11 protein-coding genes are annotated in these 16,582 nt (G+C 57.6%); 8 read left to right on the top strand and 3 right to left on the bottom strand.

Features of this window, described 5'->3' with window-relative positions; translation table 11 throughout:
* Nucleotides 1-177: 177 nt before the first annotated feature.
* From SMC3_RS01310 to SMC3_RS01300, 3 genes are all read left to right on the top strand, one after another.
* Nucleotides 178-5,133, top strand: coding sequence for a RecQ family ATP-dependent DNA helicase (locus tag SMC3_RS01310; RefSeq protein ID WP_119087474.1), 4,956 nt, complete (start codon nucleotides 178-180; stop codon nucleotides 5,131-5,133).
* A 184-nt stretch (nucleotides 5,134-5,317) separates the two neighbouring features.
* Nucleotides 5,318-5,632, top strand: coding sequence for a DUF6506 family protein (locus SMC3_RS01305; RefSeq protein ID WP_119087475.1), 315 nt, complete (start codon nucleotides 5,318-5,320; stop codon nucleotides 5,630-5,632).
* Between the two features lie 45 nt (nucleotides 5,633-5,677).
* Nucleotides 5,678-6,208, top strand: a complete 531-nt coding sequence (locus SMC3_RS01300) for a general stress protein (RefSeq protein ID WP_119087476.1) — start codon at nucleotides 5,678-5,680, stop codon at nucleotides 6,206-6,208.
* Nucleotides 6,209-6,274: 66 nt separating this feature from the next.
* Here the strand turns inward: SMC3_RS01300 and SMC3_RS01295 are convergent, their stop codons facing one another.
* Nucleotides 6,275-7,054 (bottom strand): ADP-ribosylglycohydrolase family protein, encoded by a 780-nt coding sequence (locus SMC3_RS01295; RefSeq protein ID WP_119087477.1) that lies wholly within the window; start codon nucleotides 7,052-7,054, stop codon nucleotides 6,275-6,277.
* 403 nt (nucleotides 7,055-7,457) lie between these two features.
* Here SMC3_RS01295 and SMC3_RS01290 point away from each other — a divergent pair, with 403 nt between their 5' ends.
* From SMC3_RS01290 to SMC3_RS01280, 3 genes are read left to right on the top strand one after another with little or no spacing between them, the layout of a single operon-like run.
* The gene (locus tag SMC3_RS01290) at nucleotides 7,458-8,567 is read left to right on the top strand and encodes an NAD(P)H-dependent flavin oxidoreductase (protein ID WP_119087478.1); all 1,110 of its coding nucleotides are present in this window, start codon (nucleotides 7,458-7,460) and stop codon (nucleotides 8,565-8,567) included.
* 29 nt (nucleotides 8,568-8,596) lie between these two features.
* On the top strand, nucleotides 8,597-9,058 hold the full coding sequence (locus tag SMC3_RS01285; protein ID WP_119087479.1) for a 3-hydroxyacyl-ACP dehydratase FabZ family protein: 462 nt from the start codon (nucleotides 8,597-8,599) through the stop codon (nucleotides 9,056-9,058).
* 15 nt (nucleotides 9,059-9,073) lie between these two features.
* Nucleotides 9,074-10,069 (top strand): beta-ketoacyl-ACP synthase III, encoded by a 996-nt coding sequence (locus SMC3_RS01280; protein WP_279386290.1) that lies wholly within the window; start codon nucleotides 9,074-9,076, stop codon nucleotides 10,067-10,069.
* Between the two features lie 69 nt (nucleotides 10,070-10,138).
* Here SMC3_RS01280 and SMC3_RS01275 read toward each other — a convergent pair whose 3' ends face one another.
* Both SMC3_RS01275 and SMC3_RS01270 read right to left on the bottom strand, forming a co-directional pair.
* Nucleotides 10,139-10,615, bottom strand: a complete 477-nt coding sequence (locus SMC3_RS01275; RefSeq protein WP_165846495.1) for a metallophosphoesterase — start codon at nucleotides 10,613-10,615, stop codon at nucleotides 10,139-10,141.
* Between the two features lie 425 nt (nucleotides 10,616-11,040).
* Complete coding sequence (locus SMC3_RS01270; RefSeq protein ID WP_119089731.1) at nucleotides 11,041-12,297, bottom strand: glycosyltransferase family 2 protein; 1,257 nt, start codon at nucleotides 12,295-12,297, stop codon at nucleotides 11,041-11,043.
* A gap of 574 nt (nucleotides 12,298-12,871) precedes the next feature.
* Between SMC3_RS01270 and SMC3_RS01265 the strand changes: the two genes are divergently transcribed.
* Entirely contained in the window at nucleotides 12,872-16,096 is a 3,225-nt protein-coding gene (locus SMC3_RS01265; protein WP_119089730.1) for a PAS domain S-box protein, read from the top strand.
* 151 nt (nucleotides 16,097-16,247) lie between these two features.
* Nucleotides 16,248-16,582: PAS domain-containing protein (locus tag SMC3_RS01260; protein WP_119089740.1), on the top strand; the 335-nt coding region annotated here is incomplete at its 3' end.

The following is a 16,582-nucleotide window of genomic DNA, read 5'->3' as shown; positions in this document are numbered from 1 at the left end:
TCATACACGCGCCTCCCTTGCGAGCAGTAGACAGTCTTCTATGATACGTGTGCACCAGGAAAGTCAGGGGTAAATCTCCTGACTGCATTTGGCACCAACAATATTTCCTGGCGGGGCATCTGGCTTAATGTCACGTGACATGCAAATGTCCGTGTGCTATGCTACTAGCAGGATAGGATGAAACGACTGTGCGCGTTTGACATAGAGAGGGACCGAAAGGGCGAACACCTCATCAGTGCCGGGTGGGCAGTGTACACCACCGCAGACCAGGTGAGCCCTGAGACTGGTATGCGTGCTGCCAAGGAGATCGGAGACCTGATCGAGCAGATAGAGCTGGCGGATATCCTGGTAGGACACAACATTATTGACTCCGATATCCCGTTTCTGGAACAGCGCTTCCCTACGATGCAGCCGGCGGTTGGCAACAAGCCGGTCATCGACACGCTGTACCTGAGTCCGGTCGCGTTCCCCACCAATCCCTATCACCACCTGTACAAGGACTACAAGCCATACCCGCTGGCGCAGAATGACCCGGTCAAGGATTCGCAGGCATCTGTCCAGCTGATGAATGAGGAGGCCGCGGCCTTTGCCGGCTTCCCAGCTGACGTGCGGTCAGTCCTGGTCACTCTGCTTGCTCGATGCGCCAAGACCGCTGACATCACGTCCCAGTTAATCGGCGACGGGACCATACTCACGCAGGAGCAGCTGCTGGCAACTGTGAAGCAGCTATGGGGACCGCGCCTGTGTTTACACACCCTGCCCGCTGTCGTCCAGCAGGCATGGGACGACGAGATGGGCGCATGGGCTCTGGCAGTCGTGCTCGCATGGATCGACAAACAGGACGGCGTCTCGGTCATCGGCAAATGGCCGCGCGAGCAGGCGCCCTGGGTCCCTCAGTTCCTTCACGACCTGCGCGAGTCCACCTGCGATGATCCCTCGTGCACCTGGTGCCGGTCCTCCAGCCCGCGTGAGAAGCTGCGCCAGTTGTTTGGCTTTGACGACTTCAGGCCCAACCAGGAGGCGATTGTCCAGGCGGCCTTGGCTGGCAAGAATGTGCTGACCGTTCTGCCCACGGGCGGCGGAAAATCACTGTGCTTTCAACTGCCGGCCCTCATGCAGGCGGAGCGCAGCAAGACCCTGACGGTGGTACTGTCCCCTCTCGTTTCCCTGATGCAAGATCAGGTTACCGGACTGAGGCAGCGGTTCGAGATCACGAACGTGGCACTGTTGGGTGGCGCGCTGTCGCCGCTGGAGCGCAAGGATGTGTTCGACCAGGTACGGCTGGGCAACGTCGATCTGCTGTTCATCAGCCCGGAGCAGCTACGCAATCACAGCACGATCGAACTGCTGGAGTCCCGCGAAATCGGGCGCTGGGTCGTCGACGAGGCACACTGCATCTCGCAGTGGGGGCACAACTTCCGCGTCGACTACGCCTACATTCCCACGGCCATCCTTTCCATCACGGGAACGGTGGTGCCCATCAGCTGCTTCACCGCAACCGCCAAGGCGGAGGTCGTGGAGGAGATCGAGCAGCAGTTCGCCCTTTGCCTGACCCAGCCATTCACACGCTTCACCCCCGAGGAGGAACGCACCAACCTGAGCTACCACATCAAGGAACTGCCCGAAGACCGCAAGAAGCCAGAGCTGCTGCATGTCCTGCAGGCGAATGACGGCCCGGCGATTGTCTACGCCCGGACACGCCTCAAGACCGAGGAGTATGCTGCCTTCCTGAGCGACAACGAGATCAAGGCGGATTTCTATCATGCAGGGCTAGATGCCCAGACGCGCGCGATCAAGCAGCAAGCGTTTCAGGACAGCGAGGTCCGCGTCATGGTCGCGACGACGGCATTCGGCATGGGCATCGACAAGAAGGACGTGCGCACGGTCGTGCTCGTGGACGCACCGGATTCGCTCGAGTCGTATGTCCAGGAAATTGGGCGCGCGGGCCGGGATGGATTGCCCTCGGACACGCTGGCCATCTACAGCGAGCAGGACATCAGCGCCATGTACAACATGCTGCTGATGCACCAGATTGGCCGCCGCGATCTGGTCGGCATTTTCAGCTCGCTGCGCAACCGTGTACGGGAGACGGGTTCGACACACCTGGAGCTGACGTCGGGCGAGATCATCCAGGGCGATGACGGTGAGCTTTCCTTTGGCCTCGATGACCGCGACTACGACACGCGTACCAAGGTTGCCTTGCACTTCCTGGAGCTGCAGGATGCGGCGCAGCGTGGCCTGAACCACGGCCAGGCCGTTTCGATCAAGCTGCTGATGGGCAAAGACGCCGCACTGGTCCTGCTGGAGCAGTCAGCCTGCATGGTCGCCCGTACGCGTGCGATCGCGACCTATCTGTTCGACCACGTTGAGGCGACTTCCACGGACGATGCGAGCGCTTGGGTGGTGAATACGGATGGCATGCTGGTGGCCCTGGGCGTCGAGAGGCAGCTGGTCTGGAACACGATGGAGACCTTGCGCCAACTCCACATTCTGGAGTACAGCATGCAGCTGCGGCTAACCATGCGTGCCAAAAAAGTCAAGGAGATTCTGCCGGAGCTGGAGCAGCTGACGACACAGATGAAAGCCCTGTATGCGCTCCTGCGGGAAGACGCCCAACACCCGTCTGATGGTGCCTCGCCCGGTCTGACACTGGTGGTGGACGCCGACACCATCGTGCCCCGCGTCGAACGAGCATCTTCCACGATCATCACAGAACACTCACGGCTGTACGAGCTGCTGTCTTGCCTCTCGTGCGTACGGTTCCTCAAGTTCCGCAAGAAGCAGAAGGACCGATTCTCGGTGACACTCATGGAGCATGAGGGAGAGGCATCACATGATCCGCTGCCGGTGGGCATGCTGGAGGCGCAGTGTCTGGGGACGTTGCGCGCCATGCAGATCTTCCTGGAACTGGCAGGAAACTCTCCTCACACGGTCATTACCGTGGACGCAGCAGACCTGACAGCCCGTCTGGACTTGGGTGAGGAGACACCCGGTATCCTGGACGCCGGCGTACGACTCCTCTCGCTGCTCCGCTTCATCACCCTGCTGGAGGTGCCCGGCCTGTTCTCGCCCGTCATGAGCCTGAACGTGACAGTCACAAAGAAGGTTGGCACCATCCATGGCCAGGACCTGAGGAAGATGCAGGATGAGCAGTTCTTCAAGGTGCGGGCGATGGAACAGTACTGTTTGCTGATCCTAGGCAAGCGCCTCGGCGTGGGCAACCTGTTTGGGAAAGCCAATACGTCCTTCCTCACCGACTACTTCCGCCTGTCCGAAAAGGAATTCATCAAGACGCACCTGGCGGATGTCGAGCCCATCGCCTACAAGCCGGTCACATGGCAGAAATCCGTCGCGACAGACAAGAACTTCGAGGAGTTGTCTCCTGAGCAGAAAGCGGTGCTGGACAGCAAACAGGACGCAGTGATGGTCCTGGCAGGCCCCGGGTCGGGCAAGACGCGCCTGCTGGTGGCCAAGGTGGTCGCCCTGATCACCAACGAGCAGGTGAATCCGGCCACCATCCTGGTGTTGGTCTACAACCACGCGGCCCGGCAGGAGATCCGCAGGCGCCTGCGCGTGCTGCTGGGTGACACGGCACTCTCTGTCGCTGTCCACACGTTTCACTCCTTTGCCCTTGGCGAGGTCTGCCACATTAACGTCATGGACATCCTGCGCGGCGAGCACAAGGACCAGCGCTTTGCCGACGCCATCACGGCAGCGGCGAACATCCTGGAACGGCATGCCGAGACCGAGCGGATACCGCTGCCGTACCGCTATGTGCTGATCGACGAGTATCAGGACATCACGGCCGACCAGTACCGCATGGTCAGCGCGCTGGTGGGGAGGCTGCGTGAGTCGGGCGAGCGCCAGTACATCTTTGCCATCGGCGACGACGACCAGAACATCTATGCCTTCAACGGGGCCGACGTCCGGCATATCCAAGCCTTCGAGAAGGATTACGACGCCGTGCAGTACGGCCTGAGCATCAACTTCCGGTCCCTCCCTGGCATTGTGACGTTCGCCAACCGCCTCATCGAGGGCAACCACGACCGTATGAAGAAGGACATGACGCTCCGCGCCAATGACCCACAGCCCGCGTCCCAGCCACATTCGGTGTTTTGGGCAGAGTACCGGTCGCGCGCCGAGGAATCCGCCACCATCGTGGAGCTCGTGCGCCAGTCAACAGGCCGCAGGATCGCCATCCTGGGGAAGGCCAACAAAGACATCGCGCACATCCGATGGACGCTGCACCACGAGGGCATCGCGTTCAGTGACCTCAACCAGCGCCACTGCAGCTACCTGCCGCTGTCCATGTGGCTGGTGAAGAACGAGCTAACAGCCAACCCCAACAGCCTGTACACGCCGAGTGCATTGACAGCCCTGTGCGATAGCCTACAGAAGGCACAGAGCCTGTGCGACTGGCAGATGCAGGAGGCGCATGACTGGATACGCGACCTTGTATGCGACGACACCGAGGAGCTGACCGGACAGGACCTCCTGCACGATTTGGTGCGATGGCTGTTTGAACCATCGACCGCCTCGACGCGCGCGTTCGGCGAGGGACCCCAGATCTCTGTGGACACAATGCACAAGTCCAAGGGCACTGAGTTCGACGACGTCATCCTGGTCGGCACCGACCAGTGGAAGATCGACGAAGAAGAGCGACGCATCTGGTATGTCGCCTGCACACGGGCCCGCTCGCGGCTCACGATGTTCGTGCCACCCTGCGAGCGTCCGCTGCTGGGACAACTGCTCAGCCCGCCCCTGGCGTATCCATCGGACGTCACGCCGGTAATGGACCCCGCGACCCTGCCGCAGTCCGTCTGGAGCCACGAACTGGATCCGGGAGACACGTACATTAGTTTCTGCAAATTCAAGCCTGACAACCGGGACGTTCCTGCCATGTTCCGCAACCTGGACCAAGCGACCCTGCACATCACGCAGGAAAATGGGCAGTACTTCGTGTGCAGCAGCTGCACGCCTCTGGCACGCTTGTCCCACAGCGGCGCAACTACAGCGTCCCAGTGCCCCTCCAGCCCGACTGCCATAGCCGTCGAGTCACCCATCATCCTTGTCCGCGAGACCGCCGACGAGCAGGACTTCGTTGTCCTGGCTACCCTGACAGCGGCAAAATAACGGGCACACAACCAAAACAAGACTGGATTCCCGCATACGCGGGAATGACAGAGGGGGGAACGGGGGAATGACGCAATGGCGCGCGGGAATGACAGAGGCAAAGGCGGTCACTCTTGACATGTACCACTGTGCTCGAATTACCAGCTGACCCCAAAAAGAGTTAGAATATTATAGGAGGTGAATTATGGCATTCACATCGTTGTTCATGGCGCACGCACCTGACGCAGACCCCGAAAGGGATGCCTGCCTACTGGGAACGGAGAAGTACAAACTCTACGTACGACTGGTCAAAGGTCAGGCTCAGGCATTGGAAGTCTGCAGAACCCTTGTCAAGGAAGAGGGCATCGAGGCTATCATCCTTTGCCCGGGCTTCACACACAAGGACATCGCGGAGATCCAGGAGCTCGTGGGGCCCAACGTCGGCATCACCGTTGCACGGGGCGATGGACCAAGCTCGAAGATCTCAATGGAAGCGATGAAGAAGGCGGGCTGGTTTTGACAGAGAGCTCATCAGTCCCTCAATTCATCAAAGGAGGCGGTACCAATGGAGAAGAGTGTAATAGCTGTCTACGGAACCATGGAAGCTGCAGAACGTGCAATAAAGAAAGTCATTGAAAATGGTCTGCCGGCGAAACAGTTGTCAATCGTGGCTCAGAACTTGAAGACTGAAGAGAAAGTCCACGGCTTTGTTACGGCACGTGATGTAGCAAAGGCAGGTGCAGGAACAGGCGCGTGGGCAGGTGGCATTTTTGGTCTCCTGGTCGGTGCAGGATTCTTCCTGGTACCTGGCTTTGGGCCGCTTATGGCTGCCGGTTCTTTAGCCTCCATGCTTTTCGTCGGTGCAGAAGGCGCGACCTTTGGTGCGGCAGGAGGAGGCATCCTGGGTGCTTTGGCTGGACTGGGTGTTTCTCACAGGCACATCATCAGATATGAGGACAGGCTGGTAGCTGGCAAGTACCTTGTTATTGCTCATGGTTCAGATGATGACGTGGCCAAAGCAAAAGGCTTGCTGCAGGAAACCAAGCCAGAAGAATTGGAAGAACATAACGGAGAAGACACAGAAGCAATAGAGTAATATCTCGTTGCAGCCAAGCGATACCACTTGGAAATGGTAACGCTTGACTGCAACGTGCCGGATAGCCTATGAATGCTGGATGTGGTACTTCTCCTGGAAAGCGTCAAGGATGCCGATGAACTGCGGGGTCAGGCGGGCGCGTACTTCCTTGGCAATACTCTCTGGGACTCCACCATAGAGTGCCTCGGCCACCGAGCCTGCGATGGCGGCCTGTGTGTCGGCGTCACCGCCCAGAGCAACTGCGCGGCACACCGCGCCCTCGAAAGACATGGAGGTCAGCGCGCAGATGAGCGCCTCGGGTACCGACCGTTGGCACGTCTCGTCGAACGAGCAGGATGGCTGGATGTCCTCATAGGCACGGTGCAGGTCATACCCGAACCGAGTCTCGAGCGCGTCCCGGATGATAACCTGACTGGTCCCCTGACGGGCAAGGAAAATGGCGGCCGCTACTGACTGCGCACCCTTGATGCCCTCCGGGTGGTTGTGGGTCACCTCGGCTGAACGCTGCGCTTCCTCCAGCGTTTCCTCCAAGGTGTCGAAGGCCCAGCCCACAGGGCTGACGCGCATGGCCGACCCGTTGCCGAAGCTGTCGTACGGTTTCGCCCCTGGCGTGGTGAACCAATGCCTGAACCGCCCACCAAACCCAGCATCTGGATGCTCCAGCGCAAACTCTCGCAGCGTCTCTTCGTACGGACGGCCCGTAAGTAGCGTCTGGGCCACGGCCATGGTCAGGACGGTGTCGTCTGTCCACTCTGAACCTTGGCTGAACAACGGGAAGTCCATTGACTTGATGGCGTGAGCCTCATACACCGAACCGATGATGTCTCCTGCTACTGCTCCCAGCATCGTCATTCCTCCCGAGGTCGGGGCGGCATACCGAGCACCCCTCTATTATATTAGTATACTGCCAATTGCTGCGCTGAGAGACGAACCGGGAACGGAAACGAAAGATCTAAGGACAAGACTGGATTCCCGCCTTCGCCGAAAGCACCCCTCAGAACGCCCCTCGCATGGGAATAAAGTGCTCGGGGGCATTGAAAAGAAATACTCGGGGGGGAATGACGGATGAGACGGGGGAATGACGGACCGAGCACACTGTTCGCCTCCATGTTGAATGAGTCGATGTGGCATCTTCGAAATTTCTTCAACAAAGGGACTATAGTACCTTGAAATAGTGTTTTCGTGGCAGAGCCTGACAGCTTTGTCTTGACCCGGTCCTCATTGCATCTCAAATTTCGGGAGTCACCATATGAGCGAAATGCCACTTCTAAAGATCGGTGATCTGGAAGCTCGTGTACCAATTATTCAGGGAGGCATGGGCGTTGGTGTTTCTTTATCGGGTTTAGCGTCAGCAGTTGCAAAGGAAGGAGCTATTGGAGTTATTTCTTCTGCAGCGATTGGTATGTTGGAGCCGGACTTTGGCAAAGATTTCAGAGAGGCAAACGCAAGAGCTCTTAGAAAAGAAATAAGGAAAGCCAGAGAGACGAAAGGCATCATCGGTGTCAACATAATGGTCGCTCTTTCAGACTATGATGATCACGTAAATATCTCGGTGGAAGAGGGTGCTGATCTCATTATTTCAGGAGCGGGGCTTCCTCTCAAAGTCCCGGAGAAGATTTTGCAGGGCAAGAGTGAAAAGAACAGGACGAAATTTGTTCCTATCGTTTCCTCAGGAAGAGCGGCAGAACTTATTTTCAGATATTGGGCGAGGCAGTATGGTGTCGTACCAGATGCGGTAGTTGTTGAAGGCCCGATGGCTGGTGGGCACCTTGGATTCAAGAAGGAAGAAATTGGCGATCCTGATTATGCCCTGGAAAGGATCCTTCCCGATGTTATTACTGTCATGAAAATTTACGAGCAACGTTACGGGGAAAGCATCCCTGTCATTGCCGCAGGTGGTATATTTACCGGAGCCGACATTTACAGGTTTCTTCAGTTGGGAGCAAGTGGAGTTCAGATGGCAACAAGGTTTGTAGGAACGTACGAGTGCGATGCTTCAATGGAATTTAAGGAGGCTTACCTGAAGAGCAAAGAAGAAGATATTGTCATCATAAATAGTCCTGTTGGAATGCCAGGACGGGCGATCAGGAATAAATTCCTGGATGACGTAAACCAGGGGATCAAGAAACCAATGAACTGTCCCTGGAAATGTCTAAAGCCGTGTAATTATGCCAATTCTCCTTATTGTATTGCACTTGCGTTAACGAACGCCAAGAAAGGAAATCTTGAGTATGGTTTTGTTTTTGCTGGTGCAAATGCGTATCGTGTAAAAGAGATAATTTCCGTGAAAGCACTGATCGAAACTTTGCAAAAAGAATATAGAGATGTCCCGTGCGATGAATTCGAAAAATCCTCTTGATGTCGTATAATTTGGGCAGGAGGTCCTAGTTGAAGACGAACACGCATGAACTGAAGTTGTCCAAGGGGGATATAGAACAAATACTCCCTCAACGAGAACCATTCCTCTTTGTCGACGAGATAACTGATCTTGTGCCCGGAGAAAGCGTGACAGGCAAGAAGACTTTTACTGGAAAGGAGTTTTTTTTCAAGGGGCATTTTCCACAGATGCCTATTGTTCCTGGTGTTATTCTGATGGAGTTTGCTGGGCAGGTATCTACATTTCTGATCCTTACTGTTCCAAAGAATAGAAACTTATTTGGCTTCTTTGCCGGAGTGGATAAGTTCAGGTTTCTGAGGAAGGTGTTTCCTGGACAGACTCTTACTGTAAAAGCAACGCTTCTTTCTTTCAGGCATAACGTTGCAAGAAGTGAGTCCAAGATTTATTCTGGTGATTCTCTCGTAGCACAAGGCGTCATTGTTGCGGTTTTTGTTGATAATGAAACTCTTTAAGGCAGGAGTTGTTTGATGGTAGGAATCGTCGGGTTGGGTAGTTATGTTCCTGAACAGATTGTTACCAACGCTGATCTGGAGAAGATTCTCGACACGACTGATGGATGGATAAAGAGCAGGTCAGGAATTACGGAACGGCGTTTTGCGAGAAAAGACCAGGCAACGAGTGACCTCGCAAAAATTGCTGCTGAACGGGCGCTGGAAGATGCACATCTGTCTCCGAATGATATTGATTTGATCATTGTTGGAACAAACTCTCCTGATATGCATTATCCTGCTACGGCTTGCCTGCTGCAAGAAATGATTGGAGCAAAAAATGCAGCTGCTTTTGACCTTCAGGCAGGTTGTCCAGGTTGGGTATATGGAGTTACTGTTGGAGCTCAATTCATTCAATCAGGCATGTACAAGAATGTTCTTGTCGTAGGAGCGGAAGTTATCACCAGGATGATGGATAATACAGATAGAGGGACGTATGTTCTGTTTGGTGACGGAGCAGGCGCTGCTGTACTAAGCACCGTCGAACATGGTGGTTTCCTTTCATTTGAACTGTTTGCTGATGGCTCTCTTGCGGAGTACCTCACGTTACCTGCTGGTGGCTCGAGGAAACCTTTCAGCAAAGAAGTACTAAAAGAACGAAGTTACTTCACTAAAATGGATGGCCAGGCAGTATTTAGATTTTCTGTCCGTGAGATCTCGCGTATTTCAAAGAAAGTTCTTGAGAAAGCACATGTTCCCCTTGAGAGTGTTGACTGGTTCGTGCCTCACCAGGCAAACCTCAGAATCATTCAGTCTGGAGCTCAAGAACTGGGTATACCTATGGAAAAGGTCGTTGTTACTATTGATAAGTATGGCAATTCCTCTGCTGCTTCCATCCCTATTGCGCTTGACAAGATTTATCAAGAAGGAAAGCTGAAAAATGGCGACAACGTGCTTATGGTTTCTTTTGGTGCTGGAATGACTTCCGGTGCGATTATTATGGAGTGGTCCAAATGCACGCCCGTCAGGTCGTGAGTTCACTGGATGGAGGAACGACAAGAGTTGGATTCCCGCCTTCGCGGGAATGACGAAGCAGGCGCTGTTCTACAGTTCATACCCCTCGGCCGTTACCACACCGTCTGACAGGTCCAGGACGACGTAGGTGGCCGTGCGGGCGGGAAAGCGGCCCCCGATGCTGCCGGGGTTGACGAGGAGGATGCCGTCCTGGCGCTCAATGAGACGGCGGTGCGTATGACCGAAGAGGACGACGTCGGCCCTTTCCTTGCGCCCCTGTTCGAGGAGCAATTCCATCCCATACTTGGTGCCATAGCTATGACCGTGGGTCATGAAGATGCGCCTGCCGGCGATCCGCAGGAGGCGCTGGAGCGGGAGCAATGCACCGAGGTCGCAGTTGCCACGCACGGCGTCGAAGCGCACGGACGGATACGCTGCGCTGAGAGCAGCGACGTCGGCCTCGCCATCCCCGCAATGGAGCACGCGGGTGACTTCGGGATGCCGAAGCATCGCCTCCTTCAGGTTGGACGTGTTGCCGTGCGAATCAGAGACTACCAGGATGTGCATGCAGGGACCTCCGGTAACAATGAGCACTCTATGAGCACCAGCATACCGGACATCGCAGGGATTGCCACGATGGCGCGTCACATACTGTCGAACAACATCGGTCTCCATCTCCCTTTCATACGCTAAAGCGTATATAACTCAAATGTCTCTGTCTATAACGTATCCTTGAGCTCATCCGTTCAACATCATCTCCCAGCAGTGCAGAGGATACAAACAGGGATAGATTCCCGCCTGCGCGAAAGCACCCCTTGCCTTGAACAGAAAGGCTCGGGGGGAATGACGGAGGGGAAGTGGGAATGATGGACTAAGGACAGCAGGCAGGCCTGGCGAGGACGGGTTGGAGGTCATCCCGTGAACTTACCACCCTGGGTCGGAATTACCAGCTGACCCCAATGGCTACCGGATGCCGCAACCGCCTGTCGACGCTACTTGCTGGAGACTGCGGCCTGCTTGTGGATGGTATGGAACCAGGTCTGGTCGTTGCGCGTGAAGAGGGCGATGAAGTCCAGCGGAAGCCACGTCAGCCCATACACGGCGAACATGAATACGCCCCACCAGTACTTCGGCCTGACCTTCTCGAGCAGCAGGGCCGCGACGAGCATGGGAGGGGCAAACCACTCGAATGTGAACAGGGCGACCCAGACCGAGGGAAGCACGATACCGGCGGATGCCCACACAGGCACGGCCATGTGGGTGAAGTGTATGACGACATTGACGAGCACCAGGAGATAGGAGAAGACCATCCAGATTGGCTGCCCGAGGTAGACCAGGATGTCGAATGCCGCCATGTCGAATCGGGTGAAGAAGCGCTTCCACAGAGGCCCGCTGTAGCGGAAGCCCAACTGGAAATGCCCACGCATCCAGCGCATGCGCTGATTCCATGAGGCTCGCATAGTGAGGGGTTTCTCGTCGTAGACGTGCGCATTCCACGCCCAGGTCGGGCGAACGCCCTGCAGGACGCACTTGATGGTGAACTCCAGGTCCTCGGTGAGGGAATGGGGATTCCAGCCGATCTCGTCGATGAGCGACATGGCCATGCAGGAACCAGTACCGCCTAGCATCGAGGCAAGACCAATGTTGCTGCGAGCGAGCTCCCAGAAACGGTTGGTGCACCAGTACCCGATGGCACACGACAGCGAGATCCACGTATCTCCGGGGTTCTTCATGTCGAGATACCCCTGGACGGCGCGGTACCCGGCCTGCGCATAGCGGTCGACCTCGCGGAGGAAGTTGGCGCTGACCAAATTGTCCGCGTCGAATATCGCTATCATGTCATACGACGTGCCCGTAGACTTGATGCGCGTGAGAAGCCAGCCGATAGCGTGGCCCTTGCCAGTCAGGACCGTATCCGTGCGTTCATAGACAATGGCTCTGCGCCCACGGGCCACGTCTGCGGTATTGTCGGCGCAGTTGTCCGCGACGACGTAGACGTCGAAGAGCTCACGTGGATAGGCCTGCCGTATCAGGGAATCCAGCACGTCGCTAATGACATGCGCCTCGTTGTGCGCCGCAACGAGCACGGCGAACCGCGTGACGGGGTCTCTCAGCGGTGGTTTGCGCCTCTGGAAGAACGCGAACAGCGACATGACCGACTGGTACGCAAACAGGACGAAGACACCGTCCTGTAAGACAGCAAGCAGCACGTAACCAAGCTGTCGTATGAACTCTGGTCCTAGATGCATTCCATCATCTCCAGTGCAGGAAGAACCTGGCGCGTGATACCTTCCCGCACATTCCTGCCATGACAACCCAGGATACTAGGCCAACGGCACCTGATGTAAAGCAGGAAGATGGTGATGAATGTGCCCGGCTCATCCGCCAAGGCAGGAGCCAATCAGCACAGAAAGGCGTTCATGACCGAATCGACGACGTGACCGGTCGTTGTGTCACACGGTGGCACTGGGTGACAAGCATGGCTGCCNNGCTGCCCTGGAATCGCATGGCCCCAGACTGGATTCCCGCCTTCGCCGAAAGCACCCCTTGTATTGAAAAGAAATACTCGGGGGGGAATGACACATGGAACGCCTCCTGCCCAGGCGTGCCCTCGCCGGGGAACACTATTTAGCTGTACACGCTTTCCGCTTGACTTGCGGCTGCCGATTTCTATGCTGTAGAAAGTAAAGTTATGGGCCAAATGGGCCCGTGACCAGCGTGACAACGGTCTGTGCAAGGGGAGATGTGCGATGCAGTATGGCACGACACTTGAACCGCTCACAGTCCTCGCCTGTACGTTGAGGATGCTCCGGGAGGTGCCCGGTGACGCGTGACTCCTTCGTCGCGCTCGTCGGCAACGCCACCCTGCTCCTCTCGCTGGTCTATGTCTATGACCTGCTGAATATCTTCCGTCGGCTGTCCAGAACCTGGATACGGCAGGTAATTACCGGCCTCGCCATCGGCGCCATCGGCATCTGCGTCATGCTGATGCCCTGGACCTTTGTGACAGGCATCATCTTCGACACACGGTCCGTCCTGCTGGCCGTCTCGGGGTTGTTCTTCGGCATGATCCCGACCGTCGTCGCGGTTGTCATGATGGCCGCATTCCGCGTGGTCCTGGGCGGCAGCGGCGCATGGACAGGCGTCTCGGTCATCATCGCCTCGGGGGGCATCGGCGTTGCCTGGCGGCACACGCACCAGCGTCCGCGTGCGATCCTCTCGTTCTGGACGCTGTACTCCCTGGGGGTGGTCGTTCATGTAGTCATGCTTGCCCTCATATTCACTCAACCGTTGCAGACGGCGATCCAGATCCTGCGCAGCATCGCCATCCCAGTCCTCGTCATCTATCCCATCACGACCGCCGCATACGGAACGCTGATGGTCCAGCGCTTGCGGCGCGACCAGGCGGCTGCGGTCGTCCGCGAGAGTGAGAGCAGCTTCAGGGTATTGTTCGAGCAGGCAGCATTTGGGGTCGCCGAGGCCGACGCGAGGACGGGCCGCTTAGTTCTCGTCAACCAGCACTTCGCGGACCTGCTGGGGTACTCGCGCGAGGAACTGCTTGCGCTGGACCTGCAGACCATCACGCATCCAGACGACCGGGCAGAGACTCGTCGGAGCATACAGGAACTAGTGTCCAGCCGGATCTCATCGTACGTCCTGGTCAAGCGCTACGTGCGCAAGGACGGAGGCGTCATCTGGGCCAACATCACCGCGTCGCGGCTGTGGGGCGAGGGGGACGAGCCCGACTTCATGATGGCCGCCATCGAGGACATCACGGACAGGAAACGCGCCGATGATGCCCTGGCGGTTTCGGAAGAACGGTATCGCACGCTGTTCGAGTCAATGCCTATCGGTGTCCTGTATTTCGCGCCCGACGGTACCATCATGTCAGCCAACCCGGCGGCCGAGGGCATCCTGGGGCTCAGCCAGCGCGAGATCGTGAATCGGACGTCTATGGACCCGTCGTGGAGGAACATCCACGAGGACGGTTCGGAGTTCCCGGGGGAGTCCATGCCCTCAACGCTCGCCCTGCGCTCTGGAGAGGCTGTCCACGACGTCATCGTCGGCATCTTCAATCAGCGCGAAGAAGCCTATCACTGGGTTCGCGTCAATGCCATACCGCAGTTCCGAGCGGGCGAAACCACCCCGTACCAAGCCTACGTCACGATGGAGGACATTACCGAGCGCAGGGCCATGGGGCACGAGCTAGTTCAACTTGCGTCCTTCCCCGAGCAGAATCCCAACCCAGTGGTAGAGGTCGCCCTGGACGGTACTGTTCGATATGCCAACGCGGCCGCGCTGCACGCGCTCGAGCGACTTGGTCTGTCTGACGATGCCCGTCAGTTTCTGCCAGAGAACGCCGAGCAGCTTGAACGGTTGAGGCACCAGTGCGAACAACATCCCCAGGCTCACCAACTCATCCTGGGCCAGGCCACCTTCTACAGGGTGATCATGGCACCACCTGAACCGGCGACCCTGCGTGCGTACGTCATCGACACCACAGAGACCAAGGCAGCCCAGTCACAACAGGGACGCTACCTCAGCATGCTCGATCGCAGTCTGAACGAGATCTATGTCTTCGACGAAGAGTCGCTGAGGTTCGTCTACGTCAACGGCGCCGCCCTTAGCAACCTGGGCTACTCCCTGGCGGAACTGCAGCAGATGACGCCGCTGGACATCAAGCCTGCCTTCACCAGGCCTTCCTTCGAGGAGCTGCTGCTGCCCCTGCGGGACGGAACCAGGGAAGTGCTGGTGTTCGAGACTGTCCACCGGCGCAAGGACGGGACGACCTACCCGGTCGAAGTCCATCTTCAGCGGTTCCAGGGAGAGGGTCAGTCTTCATTCCTTGCCTTCGTCAATGACATCACGGACCGCAAGCGGGTGCAGGCGCAGCTGCTGCAGTCCCAGAAGATGGAAGCCATTGGCGAACTTGCAGGAGGCGTCGCGCACGACTTCAACAACATGCTGACCGGTATCCTGGGCAACGTGGCCATCGTGAAGGAAAGCATGTCCCCCAACGACCCATTGCGCGAGAACGTCGATGCCATCAGAACTGCAGCCGAGGAGGCAGCGAATCTGACTAGAGGGCTGCTGACGTTCAGCCGTGGGGCCATGATCCAGCCTGTCGCGCTCGACACGAACGCATCGGTCGAGCGGACCCTGGCTGTGCTGACACAGTCCCTGCCAGCGTCTGTCGCCATCGTCAACAAGCTGCAACCAGGTATTTGGAACGTCTTCATGGATCAGTCCCAGATGACACAAATCCTGCTGAATCTGGGCGTCAACGCCCGCGACTCGATGGTGGGCAGAGGCACGCTCACCGTTGGCACGCGGAACACGGTCGTCGACGCGGCCTATGTGCAAGCCCATCCCTTCGCCCGCACCGGGGAGTTCGTCGTGCTGAGCGTTGCAGACACGGGGCCGGGGATCGCGCCTGAGGTCCTGCAACACATCTTCGAACCCTTCTTTACGACGAAGTCAGTGGGCAATGGCACGGGCCTCGGCCTCTCCATCGTGTACGGTGCGGCGCACCAAGCCGGTGGATGGGTCACGGTCCAGTCGGACCCCGGCGAGGGGGCGCTGTTCGAGGTCTACCTGCCACGGTTGGTCGAACAGCTGCTACCCGCGGTCGTCGCCACCCGGGCAGTCGCACGTCCCTGCGTCGGCACGGTGCTTGTGGTCGAGGATGAGCCAGTCGTCAGCGCCGTCGTTCAGGCCCTGCTGTCACGTGCCGGGTACGACGTCCTTGTGGCAGCCGACGGCGCATCGGCACTGCACGCACTTGAGGCGCACGGTAGCGACGCTAACCTCATCCTGCTGGACATGACGATGCCCGGGATGACCACAGAGGAGATCCTGACAGAGATGCGGCGCCTGTATCCAGTGTTGCCCGTGCTGCTCACCTCGGGGTACACGTCCAGTGACGCGGTCAAGCACATGCTCGACAATGGCATCGTGCAGGGATTCCTGGCCAAGCCCTACGAGACCGAGGTGCTGTTCGCCACCGTCGCCCATCTGATGCACACCACAGAGGGAGGGGGCCGATGAATCTGCTGGACATCCGCACCACCCTGATCGGCGGAGTCATTAGTGACGCCATCTGCACCCTGGTCATCAGTTTTATATGTTATAAAAGCAGTGCGTTCAAAAGCGAACGCACACTACCACTAATTCGCGCTTAAAGAAAGAGAGGTCGGCCATGTCCAAAGAAATCCACGATTCCATCATTCTCAACCCCGTCGCTGACACGGCAACGAGCATCACTGAGGCCGGACGCCAGGAGTCCTTGCTTAGGACCGGGGCCCTGCAGAACGCGATCTTCAACAGTGCCAACTTCTCGAGTATCGCCACCGACGCAAAGGGCGTCATCCAGATCTTCAACGTCGGTGCCGAGCGCATGCTGGGGTACGCGGCCGCCGACGTCATGAACAAGATCACCCCGGCCGACATCTCCGACCCGCAGGAAGTGATCGCACGGGCCAAGGCGTTGAGCGCCGAACTCGACACCCCCATCACGCCAGGCTTCGAGGCATT

It is taken from the genome of Candidatus Cryosericum hinesii, assembly GCF_003570985.1.
Lineage (GTDB): Bacteria > Caldisericota > Caldisericia > Cryosericales > Cryosericaceae > Cryosericum > Cryosericum hinesii.
Note: the sequence above shows the minus strand (reverse complement) of the source record. Positions and strands in the feature narration are given on the sequence as shown.

Coding starts and splice junctions, on each gene's coding strand:
- SMC3_RS01310 (WP_119087474.1), top strand. CDS start 178: ATGAAACGACTGTGCGCGTTTGACATAGAGAGGGACCGAAAGGGCGAA.
- SMC3_RS01305 (WP_119087475.1), top strand. CDS start 5,318: ATGGCATTCACATCGTTGTTCATGGCGCACGCACCTGACGCAGACCCC.
- SMC3_RS01300 (WP_119087476.1), top strand. CDS start 5,678: ATGGAGAAGAGTGTAATAGCTGTCTACGGAACCATGGAAGCTGCAGAA.
- SMC3_RS01295 (WP_119087477.1), bottom strand. CDS start 7,054: ATGCTGGGAGCAGTAGCAGGAGACATCATCGGTTCGGTGTATGAGGCT.
- SMC3_RS01290 (WP_119087478.1), top strand. CDS start 7,458: ATGAGCGAAATGCCACTTCTAAAGATCGGTGATCTGGAAGCTCGTGTA.
- SMC3_RS01280 (WP_279386290.1), top strand. CDS start 9,074: ATGGTAGGAATCGTCGGGTTGGGTAGTTATGTTCCTGAACAGATTGTT.
- SMC3_RS01275 (WP_165846495.1), bottom strand. CDS start 10,615: ATGCACATCCTGGTAGTCTCTGATTCGCACGGCAACACGTCCAACCTG.
- SMC3_RS01270 (WP_119089731.1), bottom strand. CDS start 12,297: ATGCATCTAGGACCAGAGTTCATACGACAGCTTGGTTACGTGCTGCTT.